Origin of the sequence: Craurococcus roseus, assembly GCF_039523795.1 — a bacterium.
In the GTDB taxonomy this organism is placed as follows: Bacteria; Pseudomonadota; Alphaproteobacteria; order Acetobacterales; family Acetobacteraceae; genus Craurococcus; species Craurococcus roseus.
The window spans coordinates 17237-39020 of sequence record NZ_BAAAFZ010000002.1; the positions used below are offsets into that span (position 1 = coordinate 17237).

Annotated in this window: 19 protein-coding genes; 11 read left to right on the forward strand and 8 right to left on the reverse strand. The window is 72.5% G+C overall.

Annotation, left to right across the window (positions count from 1 at the left end; genetic code table 11):
• The first annotated feature begins 81 nt into the window (after positions 1-81).
• Positions 82-444 carry a hypothetical protein gene (locus ABD067_RS00320; protein ID WP_343893131.1) on the forward strand — a complete coding sequence of 121 codons (363 nt, stop codon included), beginning with the start codon at positions 82-84 and terminating at the stop codon, positions 442-444.
• A 41-nt stretch (positions 445-485) separates the two neighbouring features.
• On the opposite strand, the gene ykgO is transcribed toward ABD067_RS00320, so the two are convergent.
• Complete coding sequence (ykgO, locus tag ABD067_RS00325) at positions 486-611, reverse strand: type B 50S ribosomal protein L36 (RefSeq protein WP_099094591.1); 126 nt, start codon at positions 609-611, stop codon at positions 486-488.
• A gap of 256 nt (positions 612-867) precedes the next feature.
• Between ykgO and ABD067_RS00330 the strand changes: the two genes are divergently transcribed.
• Positions 868-2364, forward strand: a complete 1497-nt coding sequence (locus tag ABD067_RS00330) for a sensor domain-containing phosphodiesterase (protein ID WP_343893132.1) — start codon at positions 868-870, stop codon at positions 2362-2364.
• A 146-nt stretch (positions 2365-2510) separates the two neighbouring features.
• Positions 2511-3647: an MBL fold metallo-hydrolase gene (locus ABD067_RS00335; protein WP_343893133.1), complete on the forward strand. Its 1137-nt coding sequence runs from the start codon at positions 2511-2513 to the stop codon at positions 3645-3647.
• A 38-nt stretch (positions 3648-3685) separates the two neighbouring features.
• On the opposite strand, the gene ABD067_RS00340 is transcribed toward ABD067_RS00335, so the two are convergent.
• Positions 3686-4663 (reverse strand): 2-hydroxyacid dehydrogenase, encoded by a 978-nt coding sequence (locus ABD067_RS00340; RefSeq protein WP_343893134.1) that lies wholly within the window; start codon positions 4661-4663, stop codon positions 3686-3688.
• A 103-nt stretch (positions 4664-4766) separates the two neighbouring features.
• On the opposite strand from ABD067_RS00340, the gene ABD067_RS00345 reads away from it, so the two are divergent.
• Genes ABD067_RS00345 through ABD067_RS00360 form a run of 4 tightly spaced genes read left to right on the forward strand, consistent with a single transcriptional unit; the run spans position 4767 to position 9653 of the window.
• Positions 4767-5558 (forward strand): SDR family oxidoreductase, encoded by a 792-nt coding sequence (locus tag ABD067_RS00345; protein ID WP_343893135.1) that lies wholly within the window; start codon positions 4767-4769, stop codon positions 5556-5558.
• The gene (locus ABD067_RS00350) at positions 5555-7648 is read left to right on the forward strand and encodes a hydantoinase/oxoprolinase family protein (protein WP_343893136.1); all 2094 of its coding nucleotides are present in this window, start codon (positions 5555-5557) and stop codon (positions 7646-7648) included. The genes ABD067_RS00345 and ABD067_RS00350 overlap by 4 nt, the downstream gene beginning before the upstream one ends.
• A complete protein-coding gene (locus tag ABD067_RS00355) occupies positions 7645-7989 on the forward strand; it encodes an antibiotic biosynthesis monooxygenase family protein (RefSeq protein ID WP_343893137.1) in 345 nt (114 codons plus the stop codon). Before ABD067_RS00350 ends, ABD067_RS00355 begins: the two co-directional genes overlap by 4 nt.
• A gap of 2 nt (positions 7990-7991) precedes the next feature.
• Entirely contained in the window at positions 7992-9653 is a 1662-nt protein-coding gene (locus tag ABD067_RS00360) for a hydantoinase B/oxoprolinase family protein (RefSeq protein WP_343893215.1), read from the forward strand.
• Here ABD067_RS00360 and ABD067_RS00365 read toward each other — a convergent pair.
• Genes ABD067_RS00365 through ABD067_RS00375 form a run of 3 tightly spaced genes read right to left on the reverse strand, consistent with a single transcriptional unit; the run spans position 9641 to position 11231 of the window.
• Complete coding sequence (locus ABD067_RS00365) at positions 9641-10267, reverse strand: hypothetical protein (protein WP_343893138.1); 627 nt, start codon at positions 10265-10267, stop codon at positions 9641-9643. The genes ABD067_RS00360 and ABD067_RS00365 overlap by 13 nt on opposite strands.
• Entirely contained in the window at positions 10264-10932 is a 669-nt protein-coding gene (locus ABD067_RS00370) for a hypothetical protein (protein ID WP_343893139.1), read from the reverse strand. The genes ABD067_RS00365 and ABD067_RS00370 overlap by 4 nt, the downstream gene beginning before the upstream one ends.
• The gene (locus tag ABD067_RS00375) at positions 10929-11231 is read right to left on the reverse strand and encodes a peptidoglycan-binding domain-containing protein (protein WP_343893140.1); all 303 of its coding nucleotides are present in this window, start codon (positions 11229-11231) and stop codon (positions 10929-10931) included. Before ABD067_RS00375 ends, ABD067_RS00370 begins: the two co-directional genes overlap by 4 nt.
• Before the next feature lie 179 nt (positions 11232-11410).
• On the opposite strand from ABD067_RS00375, the gene ABD067_RS00380 reads away from it, so the two are divergent.
• Entirely contained in the window at positions 11411-12355 is a 945-nt protein-coding gene (locus ABD067_RS00380) for a Bug family tripartite tricarboxylate transporter substrate binding protein (RefSeq protein WP_343893141.1), read from the forward strand.
• Between the two features lie 27 nt (positions 12356-12382).
• On the opposite strand, the gene ABD067_RS00385 is transcribed toward ABD067_RS00380, so the two are convergent.
• Entirely contained in the window at positions 12383-13729 is a 1347-nt protein-coding gene (locus ABD067_RS00385; protein WP_343893142.1) for a serine hydrolase domain-containing protein, read from the reverse strand.
• A gap of 153 nt (positions 13730-13882) precedes the next feature.
• Between ABD067_RS00385 and ABD067_RS00390 the strand changes: the two genes are divergently transcribed.
• From ABD067_RS00390 to ABD067_RS00400, 3 genes are all read left to right on the forward strand, one after another.
• Entirely contained in the window at positions 13883-15340 is a 1458-nt protein-coding gene (locus ABD067_RS00390; RefSeq protein WP_343893143.1) for an N-acyl-D-amino-acid deacylase family protein, read from the forward strand.
• Between the two features lie 102 nt (positions 15341-15442).
• Positions 15443-17557 (forward strand): PQQ-dependent dehydrogenase, methanol/ethanol family, encoded by a 2115-nt coding sequence (locus ABD067_RS00395; protein ID WP_343893144.1) that lies wholly within the window; start codon positions 15443-15445, stop codon positions 17555-17557.
• Positions 17558-17621: 64 nt separating this feature from the next.
• Positions 17622-19259, forward strand: coding sequence for a thiamine pyrophosphate-binding protein (locus ABD067_RS00400; RefSeq protein WP_343893145.1), 1638 nt, complete (start codon positions 17622-17624; stop codon positions 19257-19259).
• Here the strand turns inward: ABD067_RS00400 and ABD067_RS00405 are convergent.
• Together ABD067_RS00405 and ABD067_RS00410 are read right to left on the reverse strand one after the other, a co-directional pair.
• Complete coding sequence (locus tag ABD067_RS00405; RefSeq protein ID WP_343893146.1) at positions 19219-20484, reverse strand: hypothetical protein; 1266 nt, start codon at positions 20482-20484, stop codon at positions 19219-19221. The genes ABD067_RS00400 and ABD067_RS00405 overlap by 41 nt on opposite strands.
• 62 nt (positions 20485-20546) lie before the next feature.
• Positions 20547-21755, reverse strand: coding sequence for a CaiB/BaiF CoA transferase family protein (locus ABD067_RS00410; protein ID WP_343893147.1), 1209 nt, complete (start codon positions 21753-21755; stop codon positions 20547-20549).
• Between the last annotated feature and the right edge of the window lie 29 nt (positions 21756-21784).

A 21784-nucleotide genomic window follows, 5' to 3' on the forward strand; every position in this document is an offset into this window, starting at 1 on the left:
CCGGCGCGGGCTTGCCGAAGCGGCGCCGCGCCGCCACTACTCCCCGCCGCACCCCCACCGCGCCACCGGAAGAGCCCATCCATGCGCCGCTCGCTGCTGTTGCTCGCCTTCGCCCTGCTCGGGCCGGTCCTGGGGACGGCCCCGGCCGATGCGCAGATCCGCCAAGGGTTCTACGAGATCGAGGGGCGCAACCCGGACGGTAGCCCTTACAACGGCGTCTTCGCGTTGGAGAACGCCCCGGGCGCGAGCTGGTACGCCGCCTGGCAGGTCGGCGACGTGCGGCTGTTGGGGTTGGGACTGATCCAGGGCGGCGTGCTGGCCGTCTCGTTCATCGTGGACGGCAGGCCCGGGATCGCCACCTACGAGGTGGAGGCCGACGGCCGCCTCCGGGGCACTTGGTCCACCGGCGGTGGGATGGGCACGGAAGTGCTGACGCCGCGCTGAGGGCGCGGCGCCGGCGGTCGTTCAACAGCGGGCGGCGGGCGTCAGCCCTGGCGGGCCTTGAGCCGCGGGTTCTTCTTGTTCAGCACGTACAGGCGGCCGCGGCGGCGCACGAGCACGCAGTTCTTATCGCGCGTCTTCGCGCTCTTGAGGCTGTTGCGGATTTTCATCGTGGGCGTCCTTGCGAGCGGGCGCGTCTATTGAAAAGGCGTGGTTTTGTCAAGCCGCGAACCGTGGTCCGGGCGGGCGGCGGCGCTTAACCCGACCTTAAGCACCCGGCCCCTAGCTTGGCACGACCTTTGGCGACGGGTACGGCCGGCGATGGCGGATGGTGGCGATGGTCTTCACACCGGCCCCGGCGGCCCTCTCGGGCGCGCGTCGGCCGACCGGGAACGTTTCCTCGCCTTCGCGCTGACGGCGGCCGACATGCTGTTGGAAGTCTCGCCGGAGGGCCGCATCGAGTTCGCGGCCGGCGCCTTCCGGAGCCGGCTGGGCGAGCCGCCGGAGGCTTGGCTCGGGCGGCCGGCGGAAAGCGTCGTCTCGCTGCCCGACCGCGCCGCCTTCGACGGGGCCTTCAGCACCCTCCTCGCGCGCGACCGGCTGCCCCCGACGCCCTTCCGGCTGCCGGACGCCGCGGGCACGCCGGTCTCGGTCGCCGGGCTCCGGTTGCCGGCGGCGCACGGGGCGGCGGGGCGCTTCTGCCTCACCGTGTCGTCCCTGCCGCGGCAGCCCGTCCGGGCGGCCCATCCCGCCCTCGCCGGCGGCGACGCGGTGCGCGACGCGGCGCTGCGGCTCGCCGGCGGCGGCGCCGATGCCCTGTCCTTCATCGAGGTGACCGGGCCGGACGGGCGGCCGCCAGAGGCCGGCCCCGTGGCGGCCCTGGTGGACCGGGCGCTCTCCGCCGGCCTCGGCGCCGGCTGCGTGGCGGGCGAGTTGTCCGCCGGGCGCTACGGCATCGTGTCGCAGAGTCCCGCCGACGACTTGGCCGACCTGGCGGCGCGGATCGAGGACGCGGCCCGCGGCGCCGGGCTGGACGCGGCCGTCGAAGCGCGGAGCGTCCCGCTCCGGGCGGAGGGGCTCACGCCGGTGCAGCGGACGCGCGCCCTCCGCTACGCGCTCGACGCCTTCGCGCGCGGCGGCTACCCGGCGGTGGAGGCCGCCGGCTTCGCGGCCGGGCTTTCCGGTTTCGTCGAGCGCGCCTGCTCCCGCGCGGACGCGCTCCACCGGGCCATCGCGGGGAAGCGGTTCGGCCTGGCGTTCCAGCCGATCGTCCGCATGGAGGACGGCGCCGTGGAACACTACGAGGCGCTGCTGCGGCCCGACCCGGAGGTGGCCGCGGAGTTCGGGACGCCGGGGGACTTCGTCGCCCTCGCCGAAACCCTGGCCATGTCGGAGAAGCTGGACTGGGCGGTGGTCGAGGCCGCCTCGGCCGCGGCCCGGCGCGGCCGGGGCGCGCGGATCGCCGCCAACCTGTCCGGCCTGTCGTTGCAGAGCCCCGCCTTCCGCGCCCGCCTGCTCCGGCTCCTGGACGGCGAGCCGATGCTCGCATCGCGGCTGATGGCGGAGATCACCGAAACCGCCGAGATCGAGGACGAGGAGGAGGCGGTGCGGACCATCGCCGCGCTGCGGGAACGCGGCATGGAGCTGTGCATCGACGATTTCGGCGCCGGCGCCGCGGCGTTCCGCTACCTGCGCGCCTTCCGGGTGGACATGGTGAAGATCGACGGCTGCTACCTCCGGGACGCCACGCGGAGCGAGCAGGACCGCGGCATCCTGGCCTCCATGGTGGGCCTGATCCGCACCGTCGGCGCCCGCATCGTGTCCGAGCGGATCGAGACGCAGGCGGAGGCGGAACTGGTGCGGGGCCTCGGCGCCGACCTCGGCCAAGGCTGGCTCTACGGCCGCCCCGGCGCGCTGCCCTGAGCCGCGGCTCAGAACGCCGCCGGGGTGCGACGCGGCGCGGGACGGAAACGTCCGCCGGTCGGTTTGGCCCGCGTCCGGTCCGGGCGCGCGAAACGCGTGCCGTCGGGCCGCGGAAGGCCCATAGTGCTCCCGGGAGGAGCCTTGCGATGCCACACGCGCTCAGCCGACGCCGCCTTCTCCGCGCCTCCGCCATGGTGGCCCCGGCGCTCGCTTGCACCCGCGTCACGCGCGACGCCAACGGCGCTGAAACGCCGCGGATCGAGGCGCCCGTCGTGGACCGCCTCGTCATGCAGGTGGTCCTGGACGGCGCCCACGACGTCTTCATCTCCGGCGCCCAGGTGCCCGGCATCCGGATCGAACGCACGCGGCTCATGCGCGGGGAACGCTACCAACGCACGCTGAAGAGCGAGTGGGGCCTGTCGCTGCACCTGGAGGCGCAAGCCGGCCCGGAGACGCGCCGATACCTGCTCGACTTCGGCTACACGCCGGAGGCGCTGAACAACAACCTCGACCTGCTCGGCATCGACCTCGCCGCGATCGACGCGCTGATCCTGAGCCACGGCCATTACGACCACATGGGCGGCCTTTTGGGCTTCCTGGCGCGGCACCGGGACGCGATGCGGGAGGACCTCCGCCTTTACCTCGGCGGCGAGGACGCCTTCTGTTACCGCCACGCGCCGGCCGGCAACGGCGCCTTCGCCGACGCCGGGGTGCTGGACCGCCGCGCGTTGGCGGCGGCCCGGGTCCGGCCGGTCCTGTCGGAAGCGCCCTTGGCCATCGACCGCCACGCCTTCACCACGGGCGCCATCCCGCGCGCCGGCATCGAGCGGGTGCTGCCCAACACTTTCGTCGAGTTCGGCGTCCGGGACGGCGCCGGGTGCGACCCGGCCCTCTACCGGAACCACCACTTCACCCCGGCCGAGCTGTCCGGGCAGCCGCAGCCGGACCAGCACCTGCACGAGCACGCCACCTGCTTCCACGTGCGCGGCCGCGGCCTCGTGGTCATCACCTCCTGCGGCCACGCCGGCATCATCAACTCGGTCCGCCGGGCGCGGCAGGTGAGCGGCGCGGAGAAGGTCTACGCCCTGGCTGGCGGCTTCCACCTCGCCCCGGCGCCGGACGACTACCTGGCGCGGGTCATGGCGGAGTTGAAGGCGCTGGACGTCCAGCACGTCTTCCCGATGCATTGCAGCGGCGCCAACTTCTTGGAGGCGGCGAAGCGCGAGATCCCGCAAGCCCTGGTGCTCTGCACCACCGGGAGCCGCTTCACCTTCGAGGCTTGACCTCCTAGCCGTTCGGCGCCGCGGGGCGGGAGCGCGCCTCAAACCACCCGGTGCGGCGGCGCCGTGCCGTGCAGCAGCACCGCGTCCAGGTTCTCCAGGCAGCGCCGGCCCATGGCGTCCCGCGTCTCGATCGTGGCGCTGCCGAGGTGCGGCAGGAGCGCGACGTTCTCCAGGCCGAGGTAGCCGGGGTTCACGCGCGGCTCGCCGTCGTAGACGTCCAAGCCGGCGGCGCGGGTGTGGCCGGACTTCAACGACGCGATCAGCGCCTCGTCGTCCACCGTGGTGCCGCGGCCGCTGTTGATGACGATGGAGCCGGGCTTCATGCGCGCCAGCCGCTCGGCGTTGAGCCACTTCCGCGTGGCCTCGCCGCCGGGGATGTGCATGGACAGGATGTCGATGGCGCCGAGGAAGCCGGCGTCGTCGGCGTGGTAGATGGCGCCCCCCTCCATCTCCGGCGGCAGAGGCTGGACGTCGCGGTAGTGGATCTCCATCCGGAAGCCGCGCGCCATCGCCGCCAGCTCCCGCCCGATCCGCCCCATGCCGAGGATGCCGAGGCGCTTGCCTTCCAGCGTCACGCCGAGGAGCTGCGTCGGCGCCCAGCCCTCCCACTTGCCGGCGCGCACCATCCGCTCGCCCTCGCCGGCGCGGCGCGCGGCCATCAGCAGGAGGGTGAAGGCGCATTCGGCGGTGGCGAAGGAGAGCACGTCCGGCGTGTTGGTCACGGCGATGCCGCGCGCCTGGGCCGCGTCCAGCGCGATGTGGTCGAAGCCGACGCTGAAGGTGGTGATGATCTTGACGCTGTCCGGCAGGGCCTCGATGCAGGCGGCGTCCAGCTTGTCGCCGGCGGCGCCCAGGATGCCGGCCGCGCCCGCCTCCTTGGCGCGGCGGGCGATCTCCGCGCCGTCCTGGGACCACATCGCGTCGTCAGGGTTGAGCCGGGCGTCGTAGTCGCGCGCGGCGCGCGCCTGGATGGCCTCCGGCAGCTTGCGGGTCACGAGCAGGACTGGCTTGGCCATGGCGTTCGAAACTCCTCCGGTCCAGCGCCTCATACCAGCCCGGCCGCGCCTTGCCAGCCGTGGCGGCGGCGGGCAGTTTCCGCCGAAACGAGGAGAAACGGGCATGGATCTCGGGTTGCGCGGCAAACGCGCCCTGGTGATGGGCGGGACCAAGGGCCTCGGGCGCTCCATCGCCGACTCGCTCGCGGCCGAAGGCGCGGCGCTGGTCATCAGCGGCCGCGACCAGGGCCGGCTGGATGAGGCGGCCGCCAAGCTGCGCGCCGCCGGCGCCGCGAGCGCGGCGGGCGTGGTCGCCGATGCCGCCAGCGGCGAGGCGATGGACGCGCTGGCCGACGCCGCCGTGAAAGCGATGGGCGGCGTGGACATACTCGTCCTCAACCACGGCGGCCCGCCGCCCTGCACCGCCTCCGAGATGAAGGACGAAGACCTGGCCGCCTGGTTCCAGGTGATCGTCCGCTCGCCCGTCCGCATCGCCAAGCGCCTCCTGCCCGCGATGCGCCAGCAGGGCTGGGGCCGGATCATCGTCGTCGGCAGCACGGGGATGCAGACGCCGATCCCGACGCTCGCGCTCTCCAACGTGCTGCGCGCCGGCATATGGGCCTGGGTGAAGACCATGTCGGGCGAGGTCGCGCCGGACGGGGTGACGATCAACGTGCTCGCCCCCGGCACCATCCAGACCGACCGCGTCACGGAAACCACCACCAAGCGGGCGCAGCAGCAGGGCATCAGCTTCGACGAGGCGCTGGCGCAGGCGGCGAAGGAGATCCCCGCGGGCCGCCTCGGCACGCCGGAGGACTTCGGCCCGACCGGCGCCTTCCTGGCGAGCGACAAGGCCGGGTACATCACCGGCAGCATGGTCCGCGTGGACGGCGGCCGCGTCCGCTCCATGCTGTGACGGGAGGGGCGCGGCTCGCCGTAGACATCGGCGGCACCTTCACCGACCTCGCGCTGGAGCGGGCCGAGGGAGGGCATGTCCGGCGCTGGACGGCCAAGGTGTTGACCACGCCGAGCGCGCCGGAACGGGGCGTGCTGGAAGGCGCGCGGGGCGTGCTCGGCGCCGCCGGCATCGCGCCCGGCGAGGTGGCGCTCGCCATCCACGGCACGACGCTCGCCACCAACGCCATCATCGAACGCAAGGGCGCGCGCACGGCGCTGCTGACCACGGAGGGCTTCCGCGACGTCCTCGCGCTCGGCAACGAGAGCCGCTACGACCAGTACGACCTGAACATCATCCTGCCGCAGCCCCTGGTGCCGCGGCGTTGGCGCCTGCCGGTGCCGGAGCGGCTGGACAACACCGGCCGCGTGCTGCTGCCGCTGGACGAGGCGGCGGTGGCGCGGCAGGTGGAGTTCATGCGCGCGGAGGGGGTGGAAAGCCTCGCCATCGGCTTCCTCCATGCCTTCGTCAATCCCGAGCACGAGAAGCGCGCGGCGGAGATCGTGCGCGGCTTGTGGCCGGAGCTCCCGGTCTCGCTCTCCTCCGAGGTGTCGCCGGAGATGCGCGAATGGGAGCGCTTCTCCACCACCGCCGCCAATGCGTACGTGCAGCCGCTGATGGCGCGTTACCTGCGGCGGCTGGAAGCGGGGCTGGCCGAGATGGGCCTCGGCTGCCCGCTGTTCCTGATGCTCTCGGGCGGCGGCCTCACCACCCTCGACACGGCGGCGCGCTTCCCGATCCGGCTGGTGGAAAGCGGCCCGGCGGGTGGCGCCATCTTCTCCGCGCACGTGGCGCGGCAGCGGGGGCTCGACCGCGTGTTGTCCTTCGACATGGGCGGCACCACGGCCAAGGTGTGCCTGATCGACGGGGGCCGCCCGCAGACCAGCCGCGCCTTCGAGGTGGCGCGCGTCGGCCGGTTCAAGAAGGGCTCCGGCCTGCCGCTCCGCATCCCGGTGATCGAGATGGTGGAGATCGGCGCCGGCGGCGGCTCGCTCGCCGGGCTGGACGCCATGGGCCGCATCCAGGTCGGGCCGGAGAGCGCGGGCGCCGATCCCGGCCCGGCCTGCTACGGCAACGGCGGCACCCGGCCGGCGGTGACGGACGCCAACCTCCTGCTCGGCCGCTACGATCCGGAGCGCTTCGCCGGCGGTTCCATGCGCCTCGACCCGGGCGCGGCGGAGGCGGCGCTGGCGGCGCATGTGGGCGGCGGCCTCGGCCTCTCGGCGGCCATGGCGGCGCTCGGCGTGGTGGAGGTGGTGGACGAGGCGATGGCCAACGCGGCGCGCGTCCACGCCATCGAGAGCGGCAAGGGCTACGAGGGCCGCGCGATCATCGCCTTCGGCGGCGGCGGCCCGGTCCACGCCCGCCGCGTCGCGGAGAAGCTCGGCGTGCGGCGCATCCTGGTGCCGAGCGGCGCCGGCGTCGGCAGCGCCATCGGCTTCCTGCGCGCGCCCGTGGCCTACGAGGTGGTGCGCAGCCTTTACCAGCGCTTCGCCACCTTCGACGGCGTGGCGGTGAACGCGCTGCTGGCGGGGATGGCGGCGGAGGCGCGCGAGGCGGTCGCGCGCGGCGCCTTCGGCGCGCCGGTGGAGGAGCGGCGGCTGGCCTACATGCGCTACGTCGGCCAGGGCCACGAGATCGCGGTGCCGCTGCCGGCGCGGGACATGGAGGAGGCGGACGTCTCCGCGGTGCGCGCCCTCTACGACGAGGAGTACGCCCGCTTCTACGACCGCCCGGTGCCCGGCAGCGACGTGGAGGTGATGAGCTTCGCCGTCACCGTCTCGACACGCGAGGAGGCGGCGCAACCGGCGGCCGACGTGCCGGACGCGCCGGCGCCCGCTCCGCTCCGGCGCCAAGCGGTGCGCGACACGGCGACCGGCGAGGTTGCGGACTGGCCGGTCTACGACCGCGTGGCGATGGCGCCGGGCGCGGCGGTGGACGGGCCGTGCATCGTCGCGGAGGACGAGACCAGCACGCTCGTCGGGCCGGGCTGGCTGTGCCGGATGGACGGGCTGGGCTACCTCGAACTCACGCACGGGGACCCTGCATGAGCGGCAAGAGGCCGACGGTTGCCCGCGTCTGGCGCGGCCGGACCACGCGCGAGCGCGCCGACGAGTACGAGGCGTACAACTTCGAGGTCGGCATCAAGCCGCTGATCGAGAAGGCGCTCGGGGTGCAGACTTTCCGCGAGGACCGGGAGGGCGAGTCGGAGTTCGTGACCGTCTCGTACTGGGAGAGCGTGGAGGCGATGGCGGCCTTCACCGGAGGCGACCCGACGGCGATCCACCACCTGCCGCGCGACGCGGAATTCCTGTTGGAGCTGCCGAAGGCGGTGCAGGTGCTTCGCCTGCGCCACAGCCAAGGCGACATCGGCGCGGAGGAAGACGCATGACGATGGAGTCCGGCGCCCTCGCCGCCATCCAGCGGCAGATCCAGTGGAACCGCCTGATCGCCGTGGTGGAGGAGCAGGCGCAGACCATGATCCGCACCGCCTTCTCCACCACGGTGCGCGAGGCGGGCGACCTCTCGGCCGGCATCTTCGACCTCCAAGGGCGGATGCTGGCGCAGGCCGTCACCGGCACGCCGGGGCACGTCAACTCCATGGCGGAGAGCGTGGGGCACTTCCTCCGCAAGTTCCCGGCCGAGACGATGAAGCCCGGCGACCACTACATCACCAACGACCCCTGGCTCGGCACCGGGCACCTGCACGACCTCACCGTGGTCACGCCGGCCTTCCTGCGCGGGCGCATCGTCGGGCTCTTCGCCAACACGGCGCACGTCATCGACGTGGGCGGGCTCGGCATGGGGCCGGAAGGGCGGAGCGTGTTCGAGGAGGGGCTCTACATCCCCATCGTGAAGTGCTTCGACGAAGGGCGCGCCAACGAGACCTTCTTCGACTTCCTCCGCGCCGGCACGCGGACGCCCGCGGAGCTGGAGGGCGACGTCTACAGCCTCTGCGCCTGCAACGAGGCCGGGGCGCGGCGCTTGGTCGAGATGCTGGACGAGTTCGGCATGGACGGGCTCGATCTGCTGGCGGAGCACGTCTTCGAAAGCTCGCGTCGCGCGACGCTCGCTGAGATCGCCAAGCTGCCGCGCGGCACCTATCGCGCCGCCATCCGCTCGGACGGCTACGAGGCGCCGGTGACGCTCGCCGCCGCCATGACGATCGGCGAGGGCGAGATCGCCGTGGACTTCGCCGGCACCTCGCCGCTCTCCGGGCGCGGCATCAACGTGCCGCCGGCCTATTGCCGCGCCTATTCCTGCTTCGGGATCAAGTGCGTCGTCGCGCCGGAGGTGCCGAACAACTGGGCCTCGCTCGCGCCGTTCCGCATGGAGATCCCGGAAGGCTGCATCCTCAACGCGCCGCGCCCCTACCCCGTCAGCGTGCGCCACGTCGTCGGGCAGCTCCTGCCCGACCTGATGATGGGCTGCCTGCACGGCGCGGTGCCGGAGCGCGTCACGGCCGAGGGCTCCTCCGCGCTGTGGAATCCGCCCTTGCGCGGCGGCGCGCAGGTGAGCGGCCCGGCGGCGGAGGTGGAGGACTTCGAGATCATCACCTTCAACTCCGGCGGCACCGGCGCGCGGCCGGGCGCGGACGGGCTGGACGGCACCGCCTTCCCGTCGGGCGTCCGCACCATGCCGGTGGAGGCGACGGAGAACGTCGCGCCCGTGGTGTTCTGGCGGAAGGAGCTGCGGCCGGACAGCGCCGGGCCCGGGCGCACGCGCGGCGGATTCGGACAAATCATGGTCATCGGCGCCAAGGGCGACGCGGAGTTCGCGGTGAACGCCATCTTCGACCGCGTGGCCAACGCGCCGCGCGGGCGCGACGGCGGCATGGACGGTGCCGCGGGCTGGGTCGGGCTGGACGACCCGAACGGCACGCCGCTCCGGACGAAAGGGTTCCAGGTGGTGCCGAAGGGGCGGCGGCTGGTGCTCAAGCTGCCGGGCGGCGGCGGCATGGGCGACCCGCGCGGGCGCGACCCGGCGCTGGTGCGGCGCGACGTGGCGGACGGGCTGGTGAGCGAGGAAGCGGCGCGGGACATCTACCGCCTCTGAGGCGCGGGCTCGGTCCAGGCCGGACCGGGCCATCCCTCGCGGGGGACGGCGGGGCGCTCCAGCGCCGGGAGCGGCCGGGGCATGTCCTCGACGCGGATGACGGCGGCGCGGAAGAGGGTGCAGTCGTTGGAGACGTCGACACCCACCGGGCCGACGATCCGGCCGTCCGGCAGCCGCTCGCGCGGGACGCCGCAGGTCCCTTTTATGCCCTCGTCGAGCCGGCGAACCGCCTCCGGCGGCGGGGCGCAACCGTGCGCGGTGTAGCCGTTGACGATGGACGAGGCGATCCGCCATTCTGTGTTGTTCACGAAGTCTGTCCAATTTCCGAACAGGCGATTGCCGTCGAAGATTGGAAATAGAGGCGCCAGGATCGTGTTCCCAATCCGCCAATAGCGGAAGCTCTCCTCGCGCATAGCCCGTGTCAGCATCTCCACGTATTCCGGACGCAGAGGCCCTTCCATTCGCGGACGCGCGCCAACAATCGAGCGCGGAGGGTCACCGCAACTCGGCTTGTAGACCCGGAGCGGGACAAGCGTAACGGCGGCGAGCAGGGCCGCGACGACCAGCAGACCCGCCGCTACGCGACGCGCGATCCAGCGCCCGGCGGCGCTCATCGGACTGCGCCCCAAGTCGCGCGGCGGAGCGTCAACGATCCGGCCGGTTCGTAGCGTAACTCGGCCTCGACGTCCTGGATGCGGTCGTAAGCCATATGGAACGGCGCGGCCTCGCCGGAGCCCTCCAGGACGGCGGCCGGACGGCTGCCCGGCTGGTCCGCATTGAAGTCGAACTTCTCCCTGGGGCCGAAGCCATGCCCCACGTAGCCACGGATCGTGACCACATCACCGTTACGATGGGCGCTGAATGCGCCGTTCGACGTCACGCTGGTTCTGCCGAAAGCCAAGTAGGTGGACGGCCCGCTGATCGGGACACTGAAGTCCCATTTGTCGAAAAAACTGTAGCTGCCGCCATCGCGCAAGCCGAGAAGCTCGGCGTTCAACTCGTCGTTCCTGGTGCGGCCCGTGAAGGTGCGGGCCTCAAAGTGCGTGCGGTTTTCATCCTCGGCACGGAGCAACGCCGGATGCCGAGCGATTTCCGCGTCCGAGTACTCTTCGAGACCTCCACGACCGCTCCGGTAACGCCGTACGTTTTCGGCCGCAGTTTCGTAGCCGAGGAAGCCAAACGCGCTCTCGGTGGCATCGAAGAACCTGCGCGATGTTTGGAGCAGCCTGGGGGCCGTATCAGCGTCGGACAGCCTGAAAGTGTCGAAAGCTTCGCTCACGGCCGCGCCCTCCCCGCCACGCGCGCGAGTTCGACGCACAAGGTGCATTCGGTCTCGCCGCCCGGGTCGAGGTAGCCGTCGCGCCGGAGGCCGCGGTCGCGCTGGTAGGCCTGGATGGCGTCGTCGAGCGTGCGGGTGATGTAGCCGTGCGGCTCGCGTTCCCAATACCTGCCGAGCAGCCGCAGCGCCGCTTTGACCCAGAGCACGTCCTCCGGATGGTTGGTGCGCCCGTTGCCGACGCGGCCCCGGAGCTTGGTCCCGTCCCGTCGGTTCGTGTGGAAGACAGCCGTTGCGAACATGCGCGAGCGCTCCACCACGGGTTGTAAGGAACATATTCCTGTCAGAGGTGGCGCGTCAAGCGCGTTCTGCAACGTCCGCCGCAGGGAGCCAGTCGAACCCTGCCGGAACCCGCGCGGTTGCGCCCGCGCGCGGCGGTCTGGCAGGCTGCGCCGGCAACGAACGATGGGGAGCGACGTCCATGGTCAGGTTCGCCGCCGCGCTGGCGGGTGCCGCGCTGTTGCTCGGCCCTTCGGGCGCCGCGCGGGCGCAGTCTCCGGTCACCATCGTCGTCAACTTCGGTCCCGGCGCCGGCAACGACGTGGCGGCGCGCATCGCCGCCGCCGAGTTCCAGCAGGAGCTGGGCCAGCCCTTCGTGGTGAAGAACACCACCGGCGCCGCCGGCACCATCGGCGCGGCCGAGGTGGTGCGCGCCCGGCCGGACGGGCAGACCCTGCTGCTCAGCCCCATCGGCCCGGTCACCGTCCAGCCGAGCTTCATGCGCAACGCCGGCTACCACACCGCCGACCTCGCGCCGATCTGCCAGATGACGGACGCGGCCCTCGTCATCCAAACGCCGCGCAACTCCGGCCTGCGCACGGTGGCCGACCTGGAGGCGAAGGCGCGCGCGGCGAACGGCGCCATGCCCTACGGCTCGACGGGGCCGGGCACGCTGACGCACCTCAGCATGGTGGCCTGGACGCGCGCCGCCCGCGTGCCGATGAGCCACGTGCCCTACCGCAGCCCCGGCGACGTCATCTTCGCCATGCAGCAGGGCGGCGTCGCGGTCCTCAGCGACCAGCCGGCCACCGTGCGGCCCAACGACCTGCAAGTGCTCGCGGTGTTCGCGCCCGAGCGGCTGCCGGAATTCCCGGACGCGCCCACGATGCGCGAGCTGGGGCACGACCTGTCCTTCTCCATCTGGCAGGGGCTGTTCGCGCCGGCGGGCACGCCGCCCGCCGTCCTCGCGCGCTACGAGGCGGCCTGCGCCAAGGCGGTGCGGAGCCAGGCGTTCCGCACGGGCATGGAGCGCATCCAGACGCCCGTGGTCCACCGCAACGCCGCCGAGTTCGCGGCGCTCGTGGCCCGCGACGCGGAGCGGATGCGGACCATGATCGAGGAGGGCGGGCTGCGGCAGGCGGAGTAGCCCGCCCGCCGTCGGGGCGCCGGCCGTTCAGGCGGGGCCGCGCGCGCTCTCCACCATCGCGCCGTAGACCAAGTTCTTGAACAGCATCCGCGTGTGGATGCGCGACGACGGCCCCTGCGTCATCAGGATCGCCACGAGCCGCTCCTCCGGGTCGATGGTGAAGAAGGTGCCCCAGGCGCCGGCCCACATCGCGTCGCCCGCGCTGCCCGGCGCCACCGCCAGCCCGTCCTGGCGCCGGACGCCGAAGCCCAGCCCGAAGCCGTAGCCCGGCCCGGTGGAGGCCGTGGGCGAGCCGGCCATGCCCTGGATGTGGTCCGACATCATGTAGCGCACCACCGGCGCCGAGAGGTAGCGCTTGCCCTCGAAGGCGCCGCCGTTGCCGAGCATCTGCGCGAAGCGGAAGTAGTCGGCCGAGGTGGAGACCAGCCCGGCGCCGCCCTTCAGGTAGGAGCGCCCGGCCTCGTCCTCGAGGATGCGGTAGGAGCGCCACATGGACTCCTTCTGCGGGTCGCCGTCAGGGGCCTCGGCGAGCCGCGCCCGCTTCGCGGGCTCCACGTGCCAAGCGGTGTCGCGCATCCCGAGCGGGCCGAAGATCCGCTCGGCGAACACGCGGTCCAACCGCTGCCCCGCCACGCGCTCCACCAGCAGGCCGAGCACGTCCGTCGAGATGGAGTAGTGGAAGGTCGTGCCCGGCTGGTGCGCCAGCGGGATCGTGCCGAGGCGCTTCAGCATCTCGTCGCCGGTGATCGGGCCAGTGCGCGCCTCGATGTTGTGCTCGTCGTAGAGGTTCTTGATGCGCTCGGACGGGGCGCTGCTCGCGTACACGAAGCCGGCGGTGTGGCGCAGCAGGTCCTGCACCGTGACCGGGCGCTCCGGCGCCACCTCCTCCGCTGCCTGCCCGTCGCGCCGCCGCTCCACTTTGAGGTCGCGCAGCTCCGGCATCCAGTTGGCGATCGGGTCGGAGAGCTTCATCCGCCCTTCCTCGACCAGCATCATCGCCGCGACCGAGGTGACGGGCTTGGTCATGGACGCCATCAGGAAGATCGCGTCCCGGCCCATCCGCTTGGTCTTGGCCGCGTCCTGGTGGCCGTAAGCCTCGTGGTGGACGATCTGCCCGCCCCGCGCGACCAGAGCCACGCAACCGGGGAAGGAGCCGCGCTCCGCTTCCCGCGCGAAGGCCGGGCCGAGGCGGCCGAGGCGCTCGCGCGAGAAGCCCTGCACCAGGTCGCCGTTCGAAGCCGCGCCACGCCGCGCGCCCCCGCTGCCGCCGCCGTTCGGCCCCGGCCCTTGCTGCGCGGCCGCCGGCGCGGCGGCGGAGAACAGGGCGGCGCCAGCGGCGAGCGCCGCGCGGCGGGACGCAAAGGCGTTGTGCATGGTTCCTCCCCGGAAAGCGCCGCGCGAGGGACGGCGGCGGCGCCAAGCTGGCGCAAGGCGCCGCGGCCGCCAAGGCCGGCGCCCCTTCCCCACCGTCGCCGATGCCGCTTTGATCCGTCCCGGACACACCGAACGCCCGGGAAGACGCGCCCCATGGCCCTCCGCTGCGACCTTATCATCCGCGACGCCACCCTGTTCGACGGGACCGGCGGGCCGCGCGCCACGGGCGACGTCGGCGTCAGCGGCGACCGCATCGTGGCGGTGGGCGACCTCGGGGCCGCGAGCGCCGACCGCGAGGTGGTCGCCACCGGCAAGGCGTTGGCCCCCGGCTTCATCGACGCCCACACCCACGACGACCGCGCGGTGCTCTGCGGGCCGGAATGCCTGCGCTGCAAGTCGAGCCAGGGCGTCACCACCGTCGTCGTCGGTAATTGCGGCGTCAGCCTGGCGCCGTGGCGTGACACGACGGAGCGCCCGCCGCCGCCGCTCGACCTGGTGGGCGACAGCGGCACCATCCTGGGGAGCTTCGGCGAGTACGCGGAGGCGCTGCGCAAGACGCCCGCCGCGGTGAACACCTACGCCCTGGTCGGCCACCAGACGCTCCGCTACCGCGTGATGGGCCACGACCTCTACCGCCCCGCGAAGGACGCTGAGATCGCGGCCATGCGCCGGATGGTCGCGGAGGCCCTGGCGGAAGGCGCTTCGGGCTTCTCCACCGGCCTTTGGTACAAGCCCAACATGCACGCGCCGACCGAGGAGGTGATCGCGGTCGCCGAGCCGCTGCGCGCCGCCGGCGGCATCTACGTGACGCACATGCGCGACGAGGCGGACCGGGTCTGCGCCTCCATCGAGGAGACGCTGAAGATCGGCAAGCGCGTCGGCGTGCCGGTCTGGATCAGCCACCACAAGTGCTCGCTGCCGGAGAACTACGGCCGCAGCACGCAAACGCTGGCGCTGATCGAGGCCGCCGCCGCGATGCAGGAAGTGAGCTTCGACGTGTACCCCTACCCCGCAGGGTCCACCGTGCTGATGCCGGACCGACTGCGGGACGACCTCCGCGTGATCGTCACCTGGTCCGTCCCGCACCCGGAGATGGCGGGCAAGGACTTGGCCGAGGTGGCGCGCGGCTGGAACACCGACATCCGCACCGCAGCGGAGCGCCTGACGCCCGCCGGCGCCATCACCTTCCAGATGGACGAGGAGGACGTGCGCCGCATCATGGCGCACCCGATGAGCGTGATCGGCTCCGACGGCATCCCGCACGACGCCCACCCGCACCCGCGCCTCTGGGGCACCTTCCCGCGCGTTCTCGGCCTCTACTCCCGCCAGCTCGGCCTGTTCGACCTGGAAACGGCGATCCACAAGATGACCGGCCGCACCGCCGCGCTGTTCGGCATGGAGGACCGCGGCGTGCTGCGCCCCGGCGCCTACGCCGACCTCGTGCTGTTCGACCCGCACCGCGTCATCGACCGCGCCACCTTCGAGGACCCGATCCAGCCCTCGGAAGGCATCGAGGAGGTCTGGACCAACGGCGTGCCAACCTGGCGCGGCGACACCGGCCTGACCGGCGAGCGGCCGGGGCGCCTCGTCCGCCGCCACCGCGCCGCCTGACCCGCGCGCAACGAGCGCGGGCGGCCTTGGCCCGCGCGCAAAGGCGGTGTTAGCCTCCCGCCAAGGTTGCATCCGCGGGATGCCGACCGGGGGAGGGAAAACATGGGCGTCCTACGATCGGTCCTGCTGACCGGCTCCGCGCTGGCCGTGCTCGCCTTCGGCACCGCCGCCGCGCAGCAGGCGCTGCGCAATCCCGCCGCGCACGTGGACGAGGCAGCGATCCGCGCCAACGCCGCCACCGGCCGCGAGTGGCCCTCCTACGGCCTGAACCATTCCGAGAACCGCTTCAGCCCGCTCCGCGGCGTTTCGGCGCAGAACGTGGACAGGCTCGGCCTCGCCTGGTCCCACGACCTCGGCTCCCGCCGCGGCGTGCAGGCCACGCCCGTGGTGGTCGGCGGCGTCATGTACGTCACCGCCTCCTGGAGCGTCGTCCATGCGGTGGACGCCCGCACCGGCGCGCCCCTCTGGACCTTCGACCCCGAGGTGCCGCGGGAGCACGGCGAGAAGGGCTGCTGCGACGTGGTGAACCGCGGCGTCGCCGTCCACCGCGGCAAGGTCTACGTCGCCTCCTACGACGGCCGCCTCTTCGCCCTCGACGCCGCCACCGGCAAGCCGGTGTGGCAGAAGGACACCATCGCCGACCGCTCGCGGCCCTACACCATCACCGGCGCGCCGCGCGTCCTCGCCGGCAACGTGGTGATCGGCAACGGCGGCGCGGAGTACGGCGTGCGCGGCTACCTCACAGCCTACGACGCCGAAACCGGCGAACAGCGCTGGCGCTGGTTCTCCGTGCCCGGCGACCCGTCCAAGCCGCCCGAGGACGAGTCCATGGCGCGCGCCATGCGCACCTGGGACCCGGCCGGCAAGTGGTGGGAGGCCGGCGGCGGCGGGACGATGTGGGACACCATGGCCTATGACCCCGAGCTGAACCTGATGTACGTCGGCACGGGCAACGGCAGCCCCTGGAACCGCAACCTCCGCAGCCCCGCCGGCGGCGACAACCTGTACCTGTCCTCCATCGTCGCGCTCGACCCGCGCACGGGCGAGTACAAGTGGCACTACCAGGAGACGCCCGGCGACCATTGGGACTTCACCGCCACCCAGCCGATGATCCTGGCGGACCTCACCATCGACGGCCGCCCGCGCAAGGTGGTGCTGCACGCGCCGAAGAACGGCTTCTTCTTCGTCATCGACCGCACCAACGGCGACTTCATCTCCGCCCGCAACTTCACCGAGGTGAACTGGGCGACGGGCTTCGACCCGGAGGGCCGCCCGATCGAGAACCCGGCCGCGCGCAACACCGACCAGCCCTTCGAGGCGATCCCCACCGCCTACGGCGCGCGCAACTGGCACCCGATGTCGTTCAACCCGCAGACCGGCCTGGTCTACATGCCGGTCCACGGCGTGCCGATGACGCTGACGCCCGACCAGGGCTGGCGCATGAACGCCAACTTGCCCGGACGGCTGCAAAGCGCGTCGGGCTGGAACCTCGGCTTCCTCGTCAACGCCGTCGAGCCCAAGGCCAAGCCCTTCGGGCGCTTGGTGGCGTGGGACCCGGTGAAGCAGATCGAAGTCTGGGGGCAGGCCTACGACTCGCCCTGGAACGGCGGCACGCTGACCACCGCGGGCGACCTCGTGTTTCAGGGCACCGCGGACGGCCGCTTCGTCGCCTACCACGCCCGCGACGGGCGGAAGCTCTGGGAAACGCCGGTCGGCTCCGGCGCCGTGGCCGCGCCTTCCACCTATGAGATCGACGGCGAGCAGTACGTCTCCATCGCGGTGGGCTGGGGCGGCGTGTACGGCATCGTGCAGCGCGCGACCGAGCGCGTCTCGCCCGGCCGCGTCTACACCTTCAAGGTCGGCGGCACCGCCGCCATGCCCGCCGCGGTCCAGGCCGAGCGCCGCCCGCTCGTGCAGGGCATCGCCTACGACAAGGCGGACGTGGAGCCGGGCACCGGCCTCTACGTCGCCAACTGCGCCGCCTGCCACGGCGTCCCGGGCGTCAACAGCGGCGGCAACGTGCCGAACCTCGGCTACTCGACGCGCGAAACGCTGGAGAATCTGCCGCACCTGGTGCTCACCGGCGCCTTCCTCGGCAATGGCATGCCGAACTTCGCCGGACGGCTGGACGAGGCGCAAGTCAAGCAGATCCGCGCCTTCATCCTCGCCACCGCGGACACCGCGCGCACGGCCCAGGCCGCCGGCGCGCCCCGCTGACCGCCGCGCGCGGCGGGCCTACCCTAGGCCGGGACACGACCCGGCCGAAGGAGCCCGCCGCCGCATGCCGACCGCCACAGCCGCCGAACGCTTGGTGGCATTCCTCGCCGCTCAGGGCGTGGACCGCGCCTTTTGCGTGCCGGGCGAGAGCTACATCGCGCTGCTGGACGCGCTGCACGCGCACCCGACGCTAGACCTCGTAACCTGCCGCAGCGAGGGCGGCGCCGGCTTCATGGCCGTGGCGGACGCCAAGCTGACCGGCCGCCCCGGCGTGGTGCTCGTGTCGCGCGGCCCCGGCGCCTGCAACGCGAGCATCGCCGTCCACACCGCCGAGCAGGATGCCGTTCCCCTCATCCTGCTGGTCGGCCAAGTGGAGAAGCGCGACCTCCGCCGCAACGCCTTCCAGGAGATCGACTACGGCCGCATGTTCGGCGGCGTGGCGAAGTGGGTCGGCGAGGCGACGGAGCCGGAGCAGGTACCGGAGCTGATCGCCCGCGGCTACGCGATGGCGATGGGCGGCGTGCCCGGCCCGGTGGTGCTCTCCCTCCCGGAAGACGTGCTGGCGATGCCCTGCGCCGCGCCGCCCGTCCCCGCCACCCTGCCCCGCCCCGCGCCACCCGCGCCGGAGGACGCCGCGCGCCTCGCCGCCACCCTCCGCGCCGCCGAACGGCCCATCCTCCTCGCCGGCCACGCGCTCGACAGCGAAGCCGGCCGCGCCGCGCTGCAACGCTTCGCCGAGGCGTGGCACCTGCCCGTCGCCGTCTCCTTCCGCCGCCAGGACCTGTTCCCCAACCGGCACCCGCTCTACGCCGGCGACCTCGGCCTGCGGAACCCGGACGCGCAGCGCGCCGCCTTCGCCGGAGCCGATCTCGTGCTGGCGCTGGGCACGCGCCTCACCGACATCACGACGCAAGGCTGGACCTGGCCCGTGCCCGGCCAGCGCCTCGTCCACGCCTGCTCCGAGCCGCGCTTCCTCGGCTGGCACTTCCCGGCGGAGCTGGCGCTGGCCGCCGACGCCCAAGCCGTGATCGCCGCGCTCGATGCCGAGGCGCCCGGAGCGCCCGAGGGCCGCGCGGCCTGGAACGCCCGCCTGCGCGCGCTGCACCTCGCGGATTGCGAGGTCGCGCGGAGCGACCCGCCTGACGGCGTACCCTTCGTCGAGGTCGCCAAGCTGGTGGAAGAAACCGCCGCGCCCGACGCCATCGTCACCCTCGACGCCGGCACCTTCGGCGCCCCCTTCTACCGCAAGGTTTCCTGGACGCCGCCGCAGCGCCTGCTCGCCCCCGTCTCCGGCGCCATGGGCTTCGGCGTGCCGGCGGCGGTCGCGGCGGCGCTGCGCTTCCCCGGCCGGCAGGTGGTCTGCGCCGTGGGCGACGGCGGCGCGCTGATGACCGGCGGCGAGTTGGCGGTCGCCGTCGCGCGCGGCGCCCCCGTCAAGCTCCTGCTGTCCGACAACGGCAGCTACGCCAGCATCCGCATCCACCAGGAGCGCGCCCACCCCGGCCGCGTCTCCGGCACCGACCTGGTGAACCCGGATTTTCGGCGCTGGTGCGAAGCCTTCCGCCTGCCGGTGCTGGCGGTGGAAAGCCGCGCCGACCTGCCGCGCCTCGCGGACGCCCTGCGCGCCCCAGGGCCGCTGGCCGCGGTGGTGCGCACCTCGCTCAGCGCGGTGCTGCCGCCGGCTGCCGAGGGGCCGGAGTAGCGCGGGGCGCTCCCTGCCCGGCTGCACCCTCGTTCGCCTCGCGCTGGATCTGCCGCTCCACCTCGCGGCTCACGCGTTCGGCCACGTTGAGGTCCGCGGCTTGCGCCATGCCCTTTTGATGGACCCAGAAGCGAACCTCATCGCCGAGGTGGCGGAAGCTGGCGAAGGCAATCGTGTCCATGCGCTCGGACGCCGACATGGCGAAGACGTTGCCCTGCCCAAAGCTAAGCCGGCGCTCCGTGCCTCCGTCGCTCACAACGTCGAAGTCAACGGGCCGATTTGCGAAGTTCGGCGTGCGGCTCGCCACCACGTACCCGCTCCCGGAGCGCTGCGCGTCCACCGCGATCACGGGCGTGTCCCGCAACAACTCAAGCGCATCGCCGCCGCGCCAGCGGAAGAGCATCCGTTCGTAGCGATTCTTGGTGTCCATGATGGCTCGCGCGAGCGGCAGCGTTCCGTCGCGTACCCGACCCGTGAAGTACAGCGTCGTGCCGTCGAACGCGTGGGCGGGCGAGAGATCGCTCAAGGCGAACTTCTTGGATCTGATCCTCGGCGCGGAATTCGGCGCTTGGGCATCGGGCCGCCTGATGGGGAGGACCTCGGGGTCGTCCGGGAACAGCACTTCCGCTTGATCGCCCCTCGCGCGCACAAGAAAGCGCTCGTTCAGGTCCCACCTGACTCTTTCGTGCACGCGGCTTGACGAGAGGACCCAGTGGAGGTCGTCCGCGCTTCGGCCGAAGAAGGGATCGGCACGCCGGACTTCGCCGTCGTCGAACGTGATCCGCCGCAGGTTGTCCGGGCCGGGGCGGACCGCGAAGCGCCAGACATGGTAGCCCTTCGCGCCCTCGTAGCAGTTGTCGCCTTTGCAGTACGAGATGGCGGCGAAGTTGCGCTGGTCCGGCGCCCAAGCCGGCTGCGTCCAACTCATGGTCGGCGGCGCTTGCAAGATCCCGATCCTCGACTCCGCCGGGTCGGCCGGGATCACGGCGAGCTTGTACGGCAGGGTGCCGTACTTGAAGGCGAACAGGATGGCCGTGCCGTCCGGCGACAAGCGCGGCTCGCCCAAAAGGATCGGCGACCGCTGGTCGGTCGCGGCACCGGGGGGCAGGGCCGGCCGGTGGGCCGGGCCGGAGCAACCGAGCATCAGCACGGTCACAAGGAGCGATGCGGCGAGCCGCTGGCCGGTGGCCGCGACGCTCGGAGGGCGACCGGGACGCTTCGGCATTTGGCAGGATTTGCAACGTTACTCGCCGTCAATACCACAAACGAAACGACTTGATCCAGCTTTCAGGCTACGCCCTTCTCCTTCAACGCCGCGATCTCCGCCCCGCCCATGCCTAGCAGCCCGCCCAGCACCTCCGCCGTGTGCTGCCCCAGCACCGGCGGCGCGCTCTTATATGCGGGCGGCGTCGCGGAGAGCCGCACCGGGTTGGCGATCACCTTCACCGTCTCGCCGCTCGCGTGCGGCATCTCCACCACGCAGCCGCGCGCCTTGACCTGCGGGTCGGCGAAGACCTGCTCCAGCGTGTTGATCGGCCCGCAGCCGATCTTCAGCGCCTCCAGCGCCTCGATCCATTCGGCCGTGGTCTTGGAGCGCATCACCGGCGTCAGCGTCTCGGTGACGAGCCCGCGGTTCTCCACGCGCTTGGCGTTGGTGGCGAAGCGCTCGTCGGCCAGCAGGCGCTCTTGCCCTACAGCCTTGCAGAAGCGCTCGAAGGTCGGGTCGTTGCCGACCGCCAGGATGATGTAGCCGTCCTGCGTCGGGAATTCCTGGTAGGGCGCGATGTTCGGGTGCTGGTTGCCCAGCCGCGGCGGGTTCTCGCCGGTGGCCAGGTAGTTCATCCCCTGGTTCGCCAGCCAGGCGACGTGCGTGTCCAGCATCCCGATGTCGATGCGCTGCCCCTGCCCCGTCGCGTTGCGGTGGTTCAGCGCCGCCAGGATGCCGATGCAGCCGTAGAGGCCGGCGAAGAGGTCGGCGATCGGGATGCCGACCTTCTGCGGCGTGCCTGCCGGGTCGCCTGTGAGCGACATGACGCCGCCCATGGCCTGCACCAGCGCGTCGTAGCCCGGCCGCGGCGCGTAGGGCCCGTCCTGGCCGAAGCCGGTGATGGAGCAGTAGATCAGCCGCGGGTGCTTCTCCTTGAGCTGCTCCCAGCCGAGGCCGTACTTGGCCAGCGCGCCGACCTTGAAGTTCTCCGCCAGGATGTCGCACGACTCCAGCAAGCGGTGGACGACCGCTTGCCCCTCCGGCTTGGCGATGTCGAGCGTGACGGACTTCTTGTTGCGGTTGGCGCCGAGGAAGTAGGCGCTCTCCCCCGTGTTCGGCCAGAAGGGCGGCGCGAAGCCGCGGGTGTCGTCGCCCGCGCCGGGCCGCTCGATCTTGATGACCTCGGCGCCGAGGTCGCCCAGCATCTGCGTGCAGGTGGGCCCGGCCAGCACGCGGGTCAGGTCGAGCACGCGGAGGCCGCCGAGCGGTCCCGTGGGGGTTCGGTCCATTCTTGTCTCCCTGTTCGCCGTGCCCCGGC